Origin of the sequence: Rosistilla ulvae (assembly GCF_007741475.1) — a bacterium.
Lineage (GTDB): Bacteria > Planctomycetota > Planctomycetia > Pirellulales > Pirellulaceae > Rosistilla > Rosistilla ulvae.
In genome coordinates this window covers 3,901,557-3,923,086 of sequence record NZ_CP036261.1, presented here as the reverse complement: position 1 = coordinate 3,923,086, position 21,530 = coordinate 3,901,557, and the positions used below count along the sequence as shown (strand labels likewise).

The 21,530-nt window shown below is 55.6% G+C and carries 2 protein-coding genes; both read left to right on the top strand.

The features are described 5' to 3' along the window. The first annotated feature begins 165 nt into the window (after positions 1–165). Entirely contained in the window at positions 166–19,746 is a 19,581-nt protein-coding gene (locus EC9_RS13835) for a dockerin type I domain-containing protein (protein WP_145346112.1), read from the top strand. 455 nt (positions 19,747–20,201) lie between these two features. Beyond that, positions 20,202–21,470, top strand: a complete 1,269-nt coding sequence (locus EC9_RS13830; protein WP_145346110.1) for a hypothetical protein — start codon at positions 20,202–20,204, stop codon at positions 21,468–21,470. The last annotated feature ends 60 nt before the right edge of the window (positions 21,471–21,530 follow it).

The window sequence follows — 21,530 nt, the reverse complement described above, 5'->3', positions numbered from 1 at the left end:
AAAGAGCCGCAATTTGTTCGCAAAATCGTTAGATATCCCGTTCAGAATCGCCAAAAACATCCGTCGATGATTTATGATCATCGACAACATTGAACACCGAGAATAGACCATTCGCGGAACGTTCGACCCGCCAACGAAGCTGCGACAACATCAGGCAATAGCGACATGAAGAGTAAGCCCCGTCGATCACCCAAACGCTCCCGTCGCAAGCCAAAGTTAATCGACAAACTGTACCGAAGACGAGCGAATTTTGAGTGCCTCGAAAGCCGTTTGTTGTTGGCCGCTACACCCGACCTCATAAGCGCTAGCGAAGTGAACTTCGTTGGGACAGCCGGGACTGACGCGGTCTACTTGCGGATCGATGCCGGAAAGCTTGAATTCAGTTCCGATGGAATCGCCTGGAATAACGACTTGAGCCCGAGCGCAGGGATTCAATCGATGACGATTTCCAGTGCGTCGGAGATCGCCGTCAATCTTGGCAATGGAGATGACAGACTGCATCTCGATTCGTCACTCAATGCGCTGCCTGTTGGGGCTTCGTTAACGTTCAACGCGGGCGGTAATAACGATACTCTATTTGCCGAGGTGACGGGGAATGACGACTTTCAACTTTCTGCAAATCAGTTAATCGCTGGTGCCGCCACGTTTACGTTCAATAGCGTCGAGAACGCGGAACTCACCGGCAGCAATGGGACCAACAGTTTTGAACTTTCCGGATGGAACGGTTCGGCAACGCTGAAGGGTGCCGCGGGGAACGACCAGTACCAGCTAGATTCTGCATCAAGCAGCGTGTCGATCGTTGATACCGACGACGGAGACGCGTTTGCGCCAACGAGTGGTAAGAGCAAGCTCGTAACCGGATTGTCCGACCTGGTCGACGCCGTCGATGACTTGAGCGAGACGGGCCCGCTCGGACAGGACGTGCCGTTTCTCGACAGTGACACAGGCCAGACGATCGGCGGCTTCCTGGATCTAGCTGACATTCTGGATGTCTACGTCGTCGACAAGATCCGAAGCCAGTCCAGCGGCACCAAACTTCATTCGCTCGTAAAAACGCTCGATGTCACCGATTCTTCCGGTCCGTTGACGGGTGATGTTTCCGTCACGGGAACGCTGCTGGCCGGCGGCGGAATGAATCTCGATGTGACGCTGGATGTTAGCCGCGTCAGTCCCGTCGAGCTGAATGTTTTCGCAGGCGAACTACAGTCGCTGTTGACGCTGCCCGACGACACCAAATTGTTTGGCGATCTGACGACGCGGGTTCAATGGCAGTTCGAAATTGGTGTCGATGCAGCCGGCAACTATATCGGAAACTTTAATACTGCCGACATGATTGTCACCGCTACGGTCGACGAAAACTTGGACTTTGAGGCGCGAGCTGGTTTTCTAGGTGTTAACGCAGCGGGACCTCTGGATCTGGATATGCAGATCACGGTCGACACCAATAATCTTCCGTCGGTCGACGTGACGACGCTCGGCCAAACGATCCACACCGCTTCGGACGATTTGACGATGTCCTTGGATGTGACACCCTTGGTGGGAATCACGGGCGTTGGAAGTGCATCGCTGCAGTATGTCAATGCGCGCGCTTACGATTCGACAATCGAGCCAAGCATCACAAAAACGAACTTCGATGATATCGAACCGTTCTACAACACGGATGCCGGGACGTTGCGAACGTTACTTGTCGATGACTTCCACTCGCTGCTGCAGATCTTTGGCCCAGCCGCTCTGGCGGTTCCGGTTCCTTACACCGGCGCAATGTTCGCGGACGTCTTCGACCTAGCCGATCTGTATGATCAGCAGATCGTTGACAAATTGCCATTGATTCCCGATGTGGGAGCAAATTTTTCGACGATCCAACAGTTGACTGCGCTTACGGCGCCGGTTCTCAGCGGTGTGAACTACAGCGATCAGTCGATCCATTTCGTGCTGGGTATCAGCGAGACGCTACCCGACTCGCAATACGATCTGATGGTATCCGACTTTGGTTCCTTCACGGGGATTGAAAACGCCAACAAATTGAACGTCGCCAGCCCTGCGGTTGCGATGAGCTTTCCGTTCGAGATGGATCTGACGACCGTCGGTACTCCGTTGGACGCAGCGGCGCTGGTTACCAGCCTTAATGGTGGCGAAGGCGTTAACACAGTCGGATCGATTTCCGGGACGTCGTCTGGTCCAGTTATTGATTCTGCAGAGACGGCCGTCGATGAGTCGACTGTCATGCTGTTCGATGTCGATGCGGAATTTGGTGGCACCGACGCATTGGTGGGCCGCGTGATCGAGATCACTTCCGGGACCGGTGCCGGACAGTCGCGAACCATCGTCGCTAACTCGTTAGACACCATCACTGTCGACAGTCCTTGGGACGTAATCCCCGATGCGACGAGCGCATATGCGGTCGCCGCAGCCGACATGCAAGTGCAGCTGAGCAGCGGTACCTCGTTCACCGTCGATCTCGATTTCGACCCCAACACCGCGACCGTAGCATCATTGGTTGCGAAGATCTTCGACGCCGCCGAAACCGCTGGTGTTAGCACTCCCAGAACCGTTGGAGTGGCGGGCGATTGGGAGTTGGATGTTCAGGTCGAGACCGATGGTCTTGTCTTGAAGGATCGAACGACTTCAGGCTCATCGATTCTCGGCACCGTCGCCGCCGAAATCATTGTCGATTCGGGAAGTGATCCCGATCCCGCCGATAACAATACGCTGACCGGATCGGGCTTTATTGCCGGAGCTTTGGTTGGCCGAACCGTTGAACTACTCGATGGGCCTGGTGGTAATGTTGTCGACAGTCGACAGATCATTGGCAACAGCAACACCGTTTTGACACTGAACGGTCCTTGGGATGATGCCGTATCGGTTGGCACGCACTTTCGAATTCCGACAACCTTCATCCTAGCTGCGCTAAACGGTTCGTCGACGGTGACCGATTTAGGGCTTTCAGGTGCGGGAGCTCAATTGCCGTTTCGTACCACGACCGGCATCAACGTCGCTGGCGGTATGCCGGTTTCGTTGAGCGGTGATGCATCGTCCGATATCACGATCACGTTGGGTGGGAGCACGGGCAGCTTTGGCGTGAATCTCGATGGTGCATCAACCGGACAGGAGATCGTCGACCGGATCCGCGCCGCAATTCCGACTTCGCTGAAGGCCGCCGCGTCGGGCGATCCCGCGAAATTCGAAGTAATCCTTGCCGACTCCGGCGCGATCTATTTGGTCGATCGCGCGGCAGCTGGCACGCGCAGCAGCTTCCAAGTCAGCGGCGTTGCTGCGGGTGATTTGTTTGCAAAACCCGCCGAGATGTTGGATGCGGATCTCAATGACGATCCGGTCGCCGATGAACGTGTGATTGTAATGACGGCGCCTGCCAAAACCATCAGCGGCGACCCGCTTCATGGCGACACACCCGTCAAGCACTTTTACCTTGCCGAGAATGCGGGATCGTTGCCGCATGTTTCTACCAGCTTGAGCGTGAATGCCGCCGCTGCAACGGGGACGGCACAGTGGGGTGCACTTGGGGTAGCCTTCCAAGGCGGCACCGTCACGACGCTGACTCCATTCACCGCCGCCATCACGATCGATCCACGCGATCCAGAGCCGAGTCCAACGGGGACTCCGCTGCCATTGCCAGCGTCGCTGAGTTCGATCAAACAACTGCTCTCCGATCCGAATTTTTTGATCGCTGGTCGCGCTGCCGTCGTGGCCGGTCAGGCGCAGCTGGACCTCGATGTTGTTCCCGATCCTAGCGTTGTGATCACAAACTCTGTTGGCGCCGGTGCTGCGGAAATCCAGACGACGATCGATTTTTCGACCGATACGTCGACCGGTTCGAATCAAATCAGCGTCGTTTCCGCTGATCCGACGTTCCAAAACGTAACGGCCAACGATACGAAGACGCTGCTGGAAGCTGTTCAGGAACTGACGATCGACGATCTGATGTCGGCTCTTCGAGATGCCCGCGACTATCTCCTGGAACTGCAATCGCAATCCGAGCTCGCAGAGAATCTGCCAGGTCTGCCGATTAGCATCGGCGAATTGTTCGACTTTGGCACGAAGTTCCAGCTGCAAATCGATAAACTTGCCGAGGCGGACCCGCAGACGCTGCAAGAGCTTGCCAGTCAGTTAGATACATTGCTCGACGACGTGATCCCATTGACAGCCGCGATGAGTTTTGACGCGGCAGCGCAGGATCTTAAGTTGGCGCTGCGATTGGATCTCGATGCGATTTTGAACGCTCCGTATCCGTTGAACTTGAATATCTCCGACCTGGGAACCGATCTTTCCACGTTGGGGCTTTCAACCGTTGGATCGATCGTTGATGTCACATCCGCCAGCCCGTTGGACGTGACGGCCGATGGCACTATCAAGTTGGATGTCGGCATCGACCTTAGCAACGCTTCGGTTCCAGCCCCCTTCCTGTACGGCGACTCGGCGGCTAACTCGGGAACCGGCGCATCGTTCAGCATCTCCGCGAAGAACGAGAACCTGAGCTTCCCCGTGTTGTTCGGTAGCATGCAGGTCGATGTCGCCAGCGGAAGTTTTGTCCTCGATACAGATGGTTTCGGAGTCGCAACAGCGGGTGCTGAGTATAGCGTGGGCCTGATAAACGACGCGATTCTGGGGACGACGGCGCACGCCAAGGCGGCTGCTCTGCCTTCAAGGACGTCGGTGTCCATTGCTGGAGAGGCCGATTCCCAATTCACCCTGGAGTTTCCCAACTCGGTCATTCCAGCTTCTGCACCAACAGCGATCTTTCCTGTCATCAATGTCAACGTTGGAGATTTGAATGCTCCTGCGTCCCCATCGACTAGCAGCGTGACGACGAACCTTGTGGGAGGTGCCGGGAATTGGCCAAGGTTTGGTTCGCTCGCGCAAAACTTCTCGCTGTCCGATTCGATGAACGGATTCAAGTTAGGGTTTTCGGAACTGTTCACCAAGCTCGATGAGTCGCTTGACACTTCGTTGTTTGGCTTGGAAATCCCGATGGTCGGCACGCAACTGGCCGAAGCATCCGACTTCCTTTTGCAGATTCGCGATACGGTCACGGACAACTTGGGGCTGCTGTCCGATGTGCTGACTCCCGACTCGATTCGCCAATCTCTCTTTGATGCACTGGGGCCTGGCGGGTTGGGCTGGCTGCAGGACAGTGACGATGCGGATAGCGCGATCAATATCGAGGATGTTCAGACCACGTTCGAGAAGACGACTCCGAGCGGCGGTCGTGAACTGGTCGTTGGCGTTGAGTATGATCTCGATCTGATGATGCCGCCCGAATTGCTCGATTTCCCGGTTGCCTTGGACCTGCTGCTCCCTGGACTTGGGCTCGATATCGACGCGTTGGCCCAGGTGATGATCGGTTTCCATCTGCCGCTGAAAGTAGGCATTAGCACAGCGGACGGCGTCTACATCGACGTCAATCTCGCCAAAGATCTCGATGTCAGTCTCGACGTCTCGTTGCCATCGTCTATCGTTTCGATGGCTGGTGATCCGCAACTGACGTTTACTAGCGCGACTGTTTTAAATCCGGAGCCCACACTCTTTCGTGATCGCGGAAGTTGGATTCTCGATGGCTTCAAAGTTGGACAGATCATCAAGGTCGCCGATTCGGATGATGATTCGCAGGTCTTTAACGAAGGCGAATATGTCATCAAGTCGATCGACACCGCTGGAACCACACTGACGCTGTTTGCGAATCAACTGGATGCGGCAGAGATTCGGTCGCAAGGTCCGTTGGAAGATTTCCACGTCACCGTATCCAAGGTTTCGATGACGGGAGGATCGAACCTGACGTTCACTTCACCGCGCACGATCTCACGAGATACGGGAACCTGGTTCGACGACGGTTTTCGAATTGGCGACCACGTGCAGTTCAGTGGCACGGCGAACAACAATACCATCTACACGATCGCGGCGCTTGCTGCCGATGGTAAAACAATCCAGGTCGAACAGACGGTAGCGTCCGAGAGCAATGTCGCCAACGTCTTCGCCAGTATCGGCACGTTGAACTACGCAAGTTCCGGCGCACCGACAAGCTCGGGCAATCAGAGTAGCGAAGCCGATCCGATCGGCTATTTCCACGGCTTCGATGCCACCATGGGCATTCTGCCCTATCGTGTTTGGGATGCAACTCCGGGTGAATCGGAACTGACGGGGACGTTCCAATTTGATCTACTGGACCCGAATGTCATCGGCGGAAAGGAGCGATTGTCGGTCAACGATTTGCGAGGGATCAACACTAGGCAAAAGGCACCTCCAGGTGGCTTCGCAGCCGCACCGCTGTCGAACCTGATGACGATAACGACCGATCCCAACGATCCGGTGGACCTCCGCGACATCATATTGAACATCGAAACGGCGCTGCCCCCGGGATCTGCCTTCGCTCCCTATCGATCGGAGCTAACGATCTCGAATTGGAATTTCTACGTTAACAATTCCCTCTTGACCGAGAACAACCGCACCGAAGGCGAGATCCACTTTGACGATGTGCAGTTCGAATTCGTCAGCTTCATGCGGGATTTTGTCGGTCCAGGCCTACAACGCCTGGACGTTGCCTTCGAAGCCTTTGAACCGATCACCAACTTTCTCGAAAGCGAAGCGTTCCCGATCCTATCGCTGTTGTTTGGGCGATCCAACTATATTTCCGCGGCGGGAACGTTTGGTGGCGAGGCGGAGGTTGGTGATTATCTGGGAGCGTCGGTTGCGATCAAGCAGCTCGTTCATGGCGGAACGCCGTTCGAACGCGATGCGTTGATCGAGTTCTTCTCCGATATATTCAATTCGAATCCGTGGGACGATGTCGCGGTCCTGCCGATTGACCAATTGATCGGCAGTGCTTGGATCGACGTCGGCGGCTTCACCGTCGACTTCGAGAAGGCGCGCGACACTGCGCAGACAAAGCCGATAGCGCCCGTTTCCGATGCGGCGAACGTCGTCGCACCGGCGAACGAGTCGCTCGAAGAATATTATGCGCGGCGAGGTTGGGATGATACGCCCACAAGACTCTTCGGCGACATCGACGATAAACCACTTGCCTTAACTGGCGCCTCGACCTTAACGTTTGAAGCAGGTACCAGCCGCATCGGGCGTGCCAGCAACGGTGCGAAGACGGAGCTGGAAGTTCTCTTTTTGCCAAGCAATTGGAGCGAGGGACAGATTGTTCGCGCGAGCGGGAGTTGGTTGGCAGACGGGTTCCAGGAGCAAATGTATCTGACGTTTGATGCTCAGTTACCTCCTGGCGGTGCTGCCAGTGCTTACGACGGACAAGCATTTCGGATTATCGAGGCCACGGCGACACACCTGACGGTTGAATGGGGCGATGCAGCCGGGCTCACGACAGCCCCGACGGTGGAGTTCGGGACATTTTCAGGGAATTTCGCGACCTGGAAAACCGACGGTTTCGAGGTCGGGCAAACGATTGAAGTGAAAGGAACCGACGAGAATGATGGAACCGCAACCGTCACGGCCGTAACCGCCGCCTACATCACCATTACCAAGACCGGTGGCGTGGTTGACGAGACGATCGATTCACGAAACGGGGTGTCGATTACCGCGGCCAACCCCGACGGTACGAAAGGATCGATCTTCGGCCAAATCATGGCATTGGCTCGCGATCCGCAGCAAGCGAGTCTGGCTGGCGCTGCGGCGAATTCGTTTATCGTGACGCAACTGTTGCCGGGCCGCAACGCGATCGATGGCGTTCTCTCGGGTGCCGGTTTGGCGCTTACGACAAAAATCGATCCGATCGATTTTCCAATGCTCAAAGATGAACGGAATGCTTTTGGCGTTTTGTTAGGAGATACAACGTTCTATGGGGCCGAGGTGAAGGCAACCGGCGACATCCTTCCCGAAGAACGTGTCCTGATTCCCGATGGGTTTGGAAACTTAGACTTTCTCCTGGACGGTTACAATCTGGTCGAGGTGCAGTTGGCCGAGCACGACAGCATGTTGATGAACTACGGCACGCCCGAGCTGTATGTCGCCTTGTATCAAGACTTTCCCCTGAGCAAAGAAAAGTTCTTCTGCGAGGTTCCAGGACTCGGGTTTACGTGCGATGCGATTCCGCTGACAGAAATCGCGCCGACGCCTTTCATCTCGATCAACTTCGAAGCGCGGGCCGATTTTGCAATCGGTTGGGATGCAACAGGTCTCGGGTTGTTCGGCAAGACTGGCAATCCGCACGATTTGGTGGAGGGGTTCTACTTCGATGACAGCGAGGGAATTGCACCGACCCCGAGTTTGCTTGTCAACGATGATCGAAGCGGTGACGAGCGAACCAACTTTGGCAACTTCAGCTACAGTACCGGGCTGGGGGCTGCGAGCACGAGCAATGCCAATTCACTACTGAATGATGAGCCCCAGGCACGTGTTTTGGGAGGGATCGGCGGTGGAGTCTACATTGGATACTCGAAATTTGGACTCAACTTCAAACTCGGGACCGAGCTGACTTTTTTGGTCGGTTGGGACTGGAATCTCCACGACCCCGATAACTCGGACAGCCTGTATCGCGTACGGGCGAGCGAGTTCGATACGCTGACGGGATTTGGAACCGACGCGGGACACGTGGCGGCCGACGCCTACGACGAAGGATTCCGCTTCGAGGTGCGTTGGGATCTCTTCACGAAACTGAAAGTGTTTGTGACGATCGTCGATCTTCGCATCAATATCATAACCGTAGGACGTACCCTCCCTGTCGACATTCCAACGTTCATCGAGCCGAATCTTGGCAGCCTCGATGGTGCTTCCCTGTTAACGCTCGGCTTCTTGCCCACAGATAACGTGCTGTATGTCGGTGCCTATGGCGAATACAATCACGACACAGACCGTCAAGATATTGTCGTCTCCGGGCAGAACTATCACAAAATCTTCCGCAACGTTGCATCGATCTCGGGCGTCGCGGGCGCTGGTGATGACATCGTGATTGTCAGCCAGGACGTCTTGCTGCCGACCTCGCTTAGCGGTGGTTTGGGGAATGATATCCTGATCGCTGGTGGAGGAAGGTCGCTTCTGTACGGCAATGAAGGGAACGATTATCTGAAGGGCGGCCCCGTCGACGATATTCTGCGCGGCGGCGATGGCGATGACACGATCTTCGGTGGCGATGGAAATGACACGATCAGTGGAGGAATCGGACGCGACATCATCCGTGGTTGGCGCGACGACGACGATATCGATGGCGGAGATGACAACGACGCGATCGATGGTGGCACCGGAGCTGACACCATTACAGGCGGTTGGGGAGATGACATTATCCTGGGCGGTCTTGGCCGAGACACTATTTACGGTGGTGACGGCAGGGACACCATCGAAGGCGGCCGCGACGCAGACACCATTTATGGTGACGGTTCCACGACGGCAATCGATTTGGTGTTACATGGCGATGTGATCTACGGCGGCCTTGGCAACGACACGATCGACGGCGGTTCGGGCCCCGATCGGATCTTCGGCCAACAGCACAACGATCGACTGCTTGGTGGAGTTGGCAACGACCTGTTGGATGGTGGCGGTGCCAGCGATCGGATGTTTGGTGGCGACAATGACGACCTGCTTCAATCACGCGACGGCAATGATATCCTCAACGGGGAAGCGGGCGACGACACCTTCCATGTCAACTTCCAAGGGGGCAAAGCGAATTCGCTGATCCAAGTCCTTGAAAGTGGCCCAGCGTCCGATACCGATGTGTTCGTCGCGTTTGGTACGCTGTATGACGACCACTTTCTGCTGCGTGCAAGCGCCGATGGCTCAAACGCCTTTGTTGCGATGTTGAACGATCCCGATCACGACATCACCGATTTGGATTACGACCCCGCCGTGGAACGGATCAATTATCTGGGCGTCGAAAGGATTTTGATCAACGGCAGCCTTGGCGATGACCATTTTGCTGTCGACGATACGGCGGCGGAAATCACGATCAACGGCGAAGCGGGAGATGACACTTTCCAAATCGGTCAGTTGTTCCGCTCGGAACGGAACGAACAAGATGCAAACGTATCGGTCGGCGACGTCTTTGCCACCATCGAAACAACCCGTGGATTCCTGTCGAACGGCATCAGCAAACCGCTGACGGTCAACGGCGGTTTGGGAAGCGACCGGTTTATCGTCTTCCACAACCGTGCGGTCTTATCGCTGAACGGTGATGAAGGGGACGACAACTTTGAAGTCCGCGCGTTCGCTCTGGCGGGATCTCAAGAACCGCAGCGTGAACGGACCGACATCAGCGGCGGCGCAGGAGCCGACTTGGTTCAGTATGCCGTGAACGCGCCGGTAAACATCAATGGCGGCGATGGCTTTGACACGTTGATCGTAATCGGCACGGAATTCGGGGACGATTTTGTCGTGACCGATGGCGGAGTCTTCGGTGGCGGGTTGACGATTAACTTTACGAATATCGAATCGTTGCGTGTCGACGGCGCCGAAGGGAACGATCGCTTCTTCGTCGAGAGTACCGGCGAAACGTTCCTTACCGAACTGTTCGGCGGACTGGGCGAAGATACGTTCAACATGTCCGGCGATACGCCGCCCGTTGTCAGCAACGACTTGAAGGGACACAGCGGCATCATCGCCAACGACGTCACCTACTCGGACGACGTACGCTATAAGGAGCTCACCATTTATGGCGTTTCGGCGAACGTGGCGGACAATGACGAACCGTTTGTTGTGATTCGTGAGAGCAACGGATCGACGATCATCACGGAAGATTCGACATCCAACTTCCTGGACTACTATGATGTCGTTCTGTCCCGAGCACCGATGCCTGGTTTTGATGTCTTTGTAAAAGCGCTGGCACCTCTGTTAACGCCCGATCAGCGAGAAATGGGGGCTTTGGCGTTCCGGTTGCGCGGACCAGCCGGTTCCGACGAAAAGGCGGACGGATCGGCACTCACGTTGCGATTTACTGCGGAGAATTGGTACATCCCACAGCGTGTTGAGATCCTCGCCGACTCCGAGGTCCAAACCGATACAGGCCAATTGTTCACTCGCCCCGAAATCAAGCAGGCGGTTCCTTACGACGGCAGCTTTACCTACGACGATTCTGCATTCGAAGGTGTTCGTTCGGCAGTTATAAATCACTTGGTAACCTCCGTGGTCGCCACCCTCGAGGGCAAGCCGGTCGGTCTGGTGGGAAGCCCGACGTTCACGATCGATACCGACCGTCGGTTCTTCGAATTCCTGGGCGAAGATGTTACGGTGACCCTCGACGACGGTCGGATTCAGACTCGTCGAATCATCGATGCCACGCTTGTCGACGGCCGCATGAAGCTGACTGTCGACCGCGCTTGGCTCGCTGGCACCGGCGTGCCAAACACCACAAGTAACTTCTCGATCGATTTGGATGGGACGCTGCTGAGCGGAAATCCAGCGATCGACGCCACAAATCCAACCTTCACCATTACGAATCCGATCGCCGGAAATGCTGCACTCAGCAGCCCCGACGATTTGCTTGGACGCCAGGTCACGATCATCGATGGACTGGGGATCGGACAGAGTCGATTTATCACGGGTGTGACCGGTTCCGTCGGTGATGCAAACCTAACGCTGACACTCGATCGTGGGTGGTTGCTGAGCGATATGCCCGATACGGACAGCAGCTACCAAATCCGCATCGACGATGCGATCGTGGGCCGTGTCACAGCAATCGATGAATCTCCGACAGCATTGCCCGCCGACAAGAACTTCCTGCCGACGCTCGATAATCGAACGACGTTTAGCGACATCGACACGAACTTCCGACTGACCAGCAACGGCGTGGAAGGGCTGCGTGGTGCGGTGCTGCAAATCATCGGCGGCCCCGGGGCGGGACAAGAACGATTGATCCTTGGCACCGTTGACGACAACACGTTGATTCTTAACGGCTCTTGGCGGACAAATCCCGTCGCTGGCGAAACCCTTTATCGCATCACGCGTTACGATGGGCTTCCCACTGCCAGTGTTTCGGTCGAGATCAAAGACAACGACAAAGCGGGTTTGATCGTCGATGAAACGCGTGGCTATCAGAACGGTGATGTCGCCGATTCAGACACCGTCACCGCTGTCATCGAAGGTGGCGATGGCGACCACTTGGGTGAACAAGATGTCGTCCGAGTGCGGCTGACGCGAGCTCCCGTTGGCGTCGTGAACGTCAAGCTTGTCTATGAAGGAGCACAGCTAGAGCTGCAAAACCTCGACGGCACACCGATCTCGAACAACGAGCTCACGTTCGGAGCGAATTGGAGCGAGTTCCAAGATGTACGGGTTGTCGCCGAGGCGGATGGCCTGCGCGAAGGATTCCACACCAGCCAAATCGATTTTGTGATCAGCGATCTCGCCGGCGGCGGTATCAGCACCGCCAGTGACGCCGACAGAACGCTGGCAACGACCGATCAGTTCATCATTTCCAGCGACGCGCCGGTCGAATTTGTTGGGCTCATCCAACAGCCGATTGCCATTTCGAATGTAACGTACAACAGCCAAACCCTATCGATTTACGACCCGATCAATGCTCCCAAGGCTGGCTCGTCGGGAGCTCCTGTTTACGAAATCGTCAGCAACAAGATCGTCTTCCGCGCCAACGGCGAATATACGACGGTCGTGGGCAACGGATTGTCGGTCTCATACACCTACACTGATCCTGGCTTTGCCGGTGCGTTCACGCGTCCAATTGTTGCGAAGATCAATGATGTCGACGCACCGACGGTCTTGGTGCGTGAAACGGGTGGTTCCACCGACGTGATCGAAGTTACGAAAGTCGACGGCCCCACCAAGCCAAACGAAATCCCTGAATCCTTTCATACCGGCGATTCTCCGTTTGAAGACCTTTTCGAAGTGGTCTTAACCGCGATGCCAGACAATGGTGTTGGCGGCGGCAGCGTGCAGATTCTTGTAACGCCAGACATCACCAAGACAACGCGAACCGGCGGCATTCGCACCGATGATATTCAAGTCGAACTGTTCGATTATGATTTAGTCCTCGGCCCACGAATGGTCAGCGATGGCAACGGCAACTTCTACGTTACGTTTACTCAATCCAATTGGGATGTTCCGGTACGAATCGGCGTCCGTGCCAAGGACGATGCGGTCGTCGATGGTGGCGATACGAAGGTCTTTGCGGACGGTCCCAATACGCTCAGCCAGATCCTTGGGCCTGTCGTTGTCGATGGCGCCGGCGGCGAGGGATCGCTTGTCGGTATTAGTCCTCCGGTGACTTTGCCCAACGAGACGAACGTCAAAGAGAGCACCGGCAATGTCGATACCGTTGCGGGAACCAGCGTTCAGTTCACGTTAGATGCAGCTCAAAAAACAGAGTTAGGCCTACAGACCGATCTTAGCGACATCGGTGAATTGGTGGGCAAAACGATCGAGATCACCGGCGTCACCACGGGGGATCCTAACGATCCGGTTGTTGGACAGTTCCGCTTGATCTCGGCGGCAACCCGCTTGGACAACGTGGTGACTCTGACGACCAACGAAGCCTTTGATGTTAGCGACGACGATCTGATTCGAAGTTACGCGATCACGTCGGAGAGTCTCAATTTCTTCGTGAACGAAGCCGAGCTTGTCGACTTCATGTTCATCCACGACGAGGACAGCCCTGCAGATAGCGACGGTTTCCTGACCGCCAATCGCTTGTGGGGCCTGAACATGGGGCCGGATGTCACCATCGGAAACCGTCTGCGAGCCGGCGGGATCACGTATGGAAACCTTGAAGTTCTGCAAATCGATCTCGGCAGCGGCAACAATAATTTCCAAGTCCTGGGGACTCACACTCGTCCCGAGGATTTGGAGACACCAGAAGTCGAGTTTTTCCAAACTTGGACTTTTCTGAACACAGGAAACGACATTGTTTGGAACGGTGTTCAGGGAGATACGATCACGGTCGATGTCGATGCAGCCGACCAAATCGTCACCTCTGGCAACGTCTCCTCGTCGACAAACGCTACACAGTCTTCCTTCGCCACGCTGCGAGACGCCAGCGGATCGTTCGGCACGACGGACAGCTTGGTCGGCTACAAATTGCTGATCAATCCGGGAACCGGTACCGAGCAGGTCCGGACGATCCTCGGCAACAACGACGACACGTTGACGCTCGACGGCGTGTGGGAAAAGTTGCCCGATACGTCGGATACCTACGCGATCAAGAAACTCGCTGATGGTTCGTTGGCGATCAACGCACAAGACGGAAACGATATCGCCGACGCAAGCGGTTCGACGTTAGGCGTTGTCGTGTTTGGTGGACTTGGCAACGATACGATTACCGGCGGCAGTGGCGACGACATCCTGTTTGGCGATCAAGGCCGCGTCGACTTCTTCAGCGAAGAGGACCTCAACGGGAATTATTCCATCGTCACGCGTCTGGGGACCGCCCCGGCACCGATCACAGGCACGGTCGACGGTGACTTTAACATCTCGCAAAATTTGCGTGACTCGCAAGCCGACTTCCCCGAGGCCGATGGCTTCGACTCGGGACTTGTCGGTCTTTTTGTCGACATCAACAACGGAACCGGCTTCCTGCAACAGCCGCGGTTGATCACAGCCAATACGGACAAGTCGCTAACCATTTCGCCGAACTTCACCGAGACGCTCGACGCGACAAGCGCTTACCGCATTTCGACCTATCCCGAAGATCAAACCGATGGCGTTCGCCGCGAAGCGAACTTGATTCTGACGGTTAACGACGGCGAAGGGGGCAACGATGCGATCATCGGCGGTCTCGGTGGCGATCAGATCCTGGGCGGTGCCGGCAACGACGATATCGACGGCCAAGACGGCGACGACGTGATCTTGGGCGATAACGGTTCGATCGACCGCACTTCGGTCCCCGCCGTTGGAGCGGCAGGATTCAAGAGCCTGATCGCTCAGGTTCGCACGAAATCGCCGGCAATCGGCGGCAGCGATCGGATTTCAGGCGGCAACGACAACGACATCATTCTTGCCGGCACCGGGACCGACTACGTCAACTTCAGTCGCGATGCCAATCCGCTCACGCCCGAATCTGGGAACGATTTGATCGTCGGCGATAACGGCATGGCCGAATTCGATATCGCCAGCGGAGAATCGATCCTTGTCCGGATTGAAACCAATGCTGCCAACCGCGGTGACCAAGACTTCATCACCGCCGGCGCTGGTGAAAAGATCATCTTCGGTGGCGCAGGTGGCGACGAATTGTTGGCCGGTAGCGACAACGAACCAGACATTGTTGTCGGCGACGAAGGAGTGGCGATCTTCGACGACGTCACCGGCATCGTTTCAATTGTTTCGACCGCAACGCCAGCGATCGGTGGCGACGACATCATTGCGGCGGGTAACGCATTAAACATTCTGTTTGGCGGCAACGGAGCCGACGACATTCGTGGCGGCAGCTTGCGCGACATCATCATCGGCGATAACGGGGTTGCTAACTTCGATGCTGCTGGCATCCTCGTCGACATCACCACCAGCGATTCATCGGAAGGGGCTGGCGACAACATCGACTCGGGCGATGGCGACGACATCGTCTTCGGTGGAGCCGGCAGCGACTTCATCAACATCGATCGAACGACGCTCGCTCTACTGGGGCCTGATACCGGGAACGACCTGATCTTGGGTGATCACGGCAGGGCGACGTTTGTCGTCGCGGGTGTTACCAGTTCGCTAACGCTGTTTGAATCCATCGACCCGACCATCGGTGACGCCGACCATATCTTCAGCGGCGGCGGGGAAGACATCGTGCTGGGCGGCACCGGTGGAGACACGATTTTGGGTGGCGACGATCACGACATCTTGCTCGGCGATCATGGCCGCTTGGACAACACGCTTGTCATCAATCACGATCCGGCATCGTATTGCACAGCGATCGACATCGCGCCGCACTCGGCTAACCAACCGGTGCTGTCGATCTTCACTGGCGATTCGGATGGCGGTGGCAACGACACGATTCATGGCGACGCCGGCGATGACTTTATCTTGGGCCAGCAAGGCGACGACATCCTGTTTGGGGATGATGGCGACGACGATATCACCGGCGGTCACAATGTCCTTGGCGGCAAAGATGGCAATGACACGATCCATGGCGGCAACGATTCCGACGTGGTGCTTGGCGACAACGGCTTGATTCTGCGAACCGAGATCACCGTTTCGCCAACAACGTGGGACAGATATCCCGCGCCGCACGCCGACGCGATTCGCCAAGTGCAACGCTTCGATGATATCGATCTGATTTCTGGCGACGACACGATCTTCGGAGACGCCGGACGTGACATTCTTCACGGCCAGCGTGGCAACGATCAGATCGATGGCGGAGCGGACGACGATGAAATCATCGGCGGTCTGGGAGATGACACGTTGCGTGGCGGAGCGGGGCCCGACATCGTGCTGGGAGATGTTGGATACATCCATCGCACACTCAACGCCGATGGCACCGCACGTCTGAATCTCGATGGCACGCCGCATCGCGAAGTCTATCTGGAAGAGACGGCGACTTTGGTCGGAACGATCGATCTCGATACGACACCGCTCCGCTCGATCGATGCCGATCTGGCGGCGAAGATTTTGCAAGCGGACATGGTCGTGCTGGCCGGCAATTACAATTCCGACGGATCGCGAGCGCTGCAGCCGGACAACGACGCTTGGCGGACCTCGCTGCTGCTGTTGGACTTCGAGCCCGCCGGCCACGACACGATTTTTGGCGACGACGGCGATGATGTCTTGATCGGACAACGTGGCAACGACAACCTCAGCGGCAACGCGGGCAATGATTCGGTCTTTGGTGACGGCCTATCGAACCTGTCGCCGATGCAAACCGATCTGCCCCATGTCTTTAATGGCATCCGTTTATCGGGCCTGACAGCTCCGCAACATACTCTGACGACAGCCGATTCGTGCGGTTGGGCCTTCATGAATCCAGCGACTTTGTATCCCGAAGTGATGGATCTGAATTCGGCCTTCGATATCGATTTCAGCTCGGCCAATACTCTGCCCGACGTAACCGACGCCGTGCTGAATCAAGTCGGTGCGGGGCCATTAACATTGCCCGACGGCACCTCGATCAGCCCCATGTTGGCAATCGTTCCCGCTGTTGTGGGGCACGAGTCGGTGCTTCCGGGGAACGACACGATCGATGGTGGCGATGGCGATGATCTGTTGGTTGGCGACAACGGTAGCGTTTTCTCGCCACTGAAGTCGGGGCTATCGGAGATCGATGCCGCAGCTAGCGACGCTCAAGATGCTTTGGCCGCGGTCAAGCACACACTCAGCACCCTGGCGATCGATTTCGACCACGTTCAACACGCGATCCATCAAGTCGCCGTTACAAAGACGATTGAAATCGGTAGAGACAATATCGTTGGTGGCGATGGAGCGGACCAAATCATCGGTGACGATGGCCAAATCGTCGCTTCGTTTGTCACGGGCTTGCCCGTTGAAGAGTCGGACTTCGTCGATGCCGGTCTCGAAAAGCATCAGTCTCTACGCGATCTGCAGCATGCGGCAATCGACCTAGAGAACGTGCTGTTCGAAGCGCATTATCAAGTCCTCAATCAACTGATCGCAGCGAATATCAGTAGCGGCGCAGATCACGATCATCATGATTTGCTGATCGGAAACGATACCATCGACGGTCAGCAAGGCGATGACCTCGTGATCGGCGACCGGGGGACGATCCTAACGCCCGCGGTCAATGGTCAGCGGCTCGATCAAGTCGAGCTCGATTCACCGATCGATGCCTCGGTGTGGCAAGCGGCTCGCGATGCTCTGACCGCACAACAGGCGTTAGTGCACAGCGGCCTGACATCGCATATCGCGACGGATCACAATCGTGATTCACGGACGATTGCGGAATCGACACTGGCCAACATCATCGCAGATTATCGCTACGAATTGCAAATCGGCGACGATACGATTGCCGGCGATCTGGGCGACGATACCTTGATCGGCGACTTCGGCATCTTGATCAATCCCGTTGTTTTGCAGAACCCTTCGACTCCAGCCGAATCGAGTGAACTGGACAACAACCTGTCCGATCTACTGAATGACGTGCATGACTTCCTGGTCGAACGGCACCACGAATTCGACTTCGACGACCTGCACGCACGCTACACGCATCCAGAATTTGCCCACCGCGGTGGCACTTCGCAGGAAGTGAAGATACTGGCGGGCAACGACGTCATGCATGGCGACGCTGGCGACGACGTGATCTTGGGCGATAGCCTTGCGATTCTCACGATCCATTTATCCGAGACGCCCGACTTGCTCTATGATTATCCCGATCCTGGAGCTGTTGAATTTGACTATCTGTGGCGTGAGAACTTTGAACTCGCAACGCAATACCGTCGTGATGGCGGCATGTCGGAAATCAGCAACGATGTGATTTACGGTGGCTTGGGAGACGATTTGCTTTATGGACAACATCGCGACGACGATCTTTACGGCGAAGAGGGCGACGACTTAGTCTATGGCGGCGACGGTGGCGACGACACGGTCGATGGTGGTTCAGGCGTCAACGACGCGCGAGGACGTGGTGACGATCTACCCAAACAGGCTCCACTGCAACGACTTAAGCAACTGGTCTTTGCGACCGTAGGCAAAGTCTTCAGTCCGCTGCTGAAGAACGTGGCAGCTGACGCCGCGCGACAGGGCAACCCGTTGGCGATCGACAACGACCCTGACATTGTCTTCAACTCCATTCTTGCCGAAGGCGTCTGGTTCGAAGCATCCGGTCTCACCCCCAATAGCTCAATTATGTTCGCGTGGGGCTATGAACCGGGACTCACCTTGCTATCGGAATTCGGAGTCATTCTGAGCATTGCGGATCCTTCGGTCACGATCATTGCAACCAGTGATGCCAACGGCAACGCAACAGGAACCGTACCGATCCCGTTGTCAGCGATTGGGCAGGAGTACTTGTTTCAAGCCTTTGAGGTGGCTGCAACACCCACGGCATCAAATCTCGCCCGCCTGAATTTCGCTGGCGCACCGCTTGTCGTCTCAGAAAACAACGCGGCCCCTGAATTGGTCGACGAACTGCCAAGCTTTGTTGCAACCGTGGGCGAGCGGTTCACTTTTGATATTGCCGACGACCCATTTGTCGATAGCGATTCGGACCATTCATTGATCTACGAGACACGTTTGACCGATGGATCGCCATTGCCAAGCTGGCTATCGTTTAATCCACACGACCTTTCATTCGATGCGGCTCACATCCCCAGCGATGGTTCGTGGTCGATTATCGTGACCGCAATCGATCGAGGAACGCCCGTCAAATATTCGAGTACCACGTTTGCCCTGCGAGCCTACTCCGACAGAAGCATTTGGCAAAACGCGATCAATCAAACCGACGTCAATCAAGACGGCATGGTCACTGCGGTCGATGCCGACTTGATACTCGACGGCCTACGCTCTCGCACATTCCAGTCGCTGCCAGCGCAACGCACCGAATCCGAAGGGCTGCTCGACGTCAACGGCGACCAACGCTTAACGCCAATCGATGCCCTGCGAGTGCTAAACATTCTGAACGCGGAACAACTGCACAACAGCACAAGCGAGACAATCACGCCCCCCGTTGCCGACAGTAGCCAGCGGGATGCGTTTGAAGAGGCTGAATGGATCGATCAAGAATCGTCGGCCAGTTTCTTGCGAGTCGACAAAGCAACTCAGTTCCCAACCCCCACAGCAAACCGATATTCGGGATCGATCCCCGTCGATGCGGTGGATGCTGCATTAACCGACGATGAGCCGACATCGCAGGAAGAGTGGCATGAGTTGATCGACACGGCTCTGGGAGAATTTAACAACTAGGCGACCTTGAACGCTGCAACGCGAGGCACAGGAAATCTAATCACCGCGCAGCAAAGTCCCAGGACCAAGGCAAAAACACTGGTCTACTTTGGGCATTGATTGGTAACCCGATGCGTAAGCGAGTCCCCCGTGAATTCTTCGCCTACGCGTCGGGTTACCTTTGCCTCTGCCATGCCGGTTCGAATCACGGATTTGACCTGGACGTTGAACGCCGAATGTTGACACCGCCCCCAGAACGGGCAAGAATAGCCGCCAGAGAAGCAGCAAACGGCAAGTTGTTGCAAGTCACTCAGGCAGGTGGGGACAAACAGTTTCCTAACGCGCCGCATGGGGCTTAGTATCAGTTCGCAAGCGTCGCATTGATTCTCAGCCACGACCGGTGAAAACAGGTGGGAATCCGATATTCCCGCCCGGACGTGCAGATGAACAAGATAGTTATCCCACAGAAGCTTGACATGGATGAATCGCTTGCCGTTCAACTGTTCGCCAACGCGTTTCGGTGTGAACCGATTGAGACAGAACACAGCTATTCCTTTCCGGTTGGTTCCAGAACTCCGCACAGTGTTTCGATCACCAAATCGGACCTAGGAATCGTGATCCCGTCACTTTCTGAAAAATCTACGTTCGCTGACTTGTGGCTTACCGACGACAAGCACCTTGAAATCCTTGTTCGTGAAGAAGGATACGGCCCTTCCCGGTCGCTTCGTGGTGATCCGCTCGTCGTAAGAGACGATGACAACGGGGTCACATACACAGTGGCAAGTCCGTCAGATGGGTACGTCCTGTTCTTTCTGCATCAAATATCGCAACATTCCGACCCTCGGCTTTTCATGCGTGGCTTCCCTGCGCCAATGCTTGATCGCATGATGCAGGAGAGTGATTCCCAAGTCTCGATCTTCGAAATTCTTACGCGTGCGTACTTGCGAATCAAAACGGTTAACATTCAGTGCGACTCAAAAACAACAGTCAACCGCATGTCGACATTGGCGAATGCCTTCCTGTTTCAGCTTGCCTTTAACACTGATATTGCACTCGTCCCACAGCGAGAAATGGACGGGTACGCGCGGGCAGGTAGAATTTCTCGGATGCGCCGGAATCGTCCCGCCGAAATTGATCCACCTCGGCGTACATACAACCCAGATTTGATTCACCATTATCTTCTGGCGGTATCGACTGACAATCCAGTTGTAGAATATCTATCCCACTACCATACGCTGGAGCATTTCTACGAGGCGGTGTTTCACGACGATCTGATCTTGGCCGTTCAGAATCAAGTAACAACCCCTTCGTTTTCCTACCGCCGAAAGAAAGACATTCGCGACCTGATAAAGACCGTTCGGAAATCACTCAAGGTACAGAATGACACGGTGACCTTCTCAGAGGAACAAGCCTTACGGCTAACACTCAAGAAATTTGTCGAGCTTACGGCACTCGTCAATGATCTAGATGCCTACGACGATTCTTTGGTTCCGTACTACAAGGGCAACAAGGTTCGTTTTTCTAATGGCCCGGAGGTCGAGTTACATGATGCAGATCAGGACAAGGTTTTGAAAGCCCTTGCCCAAAGGATCTATTCAACTCGCAATGCGCTCGTGCACAGCAAGGATGGCGAAAAAGCAAAGTACACGCCGTTTGCGGACGACCACGAGCTGGCAAAAGAACTCCCGTTACTAAGGTTCATCGCAGAACGCACAATCCTCTCCAATTCGACCATGATTGAGTAGTTGGATAGCAAAGGCATCAACGCGGAGCCGCAGACAAAGCGTTTTCAAATAGTGCATCAA

Excerpts from the sequence above, each read along its gene's own strand:
- EC9_RS13830 (WP_145346110.1), top strand. The coding sequence starts at position 20,202 with ATGGATGAATCGCTTGCCGTTCAACTGTTCGCCAACGCGTTTCGGTGT.
- EC9_RS13835 (WP_145346112.1), top strand. The coding sequence starts at position 166 with ATGAAGAGTAAGCCCCGTCGATCACCCAAACGCTCCCGTCGCAAGCCA.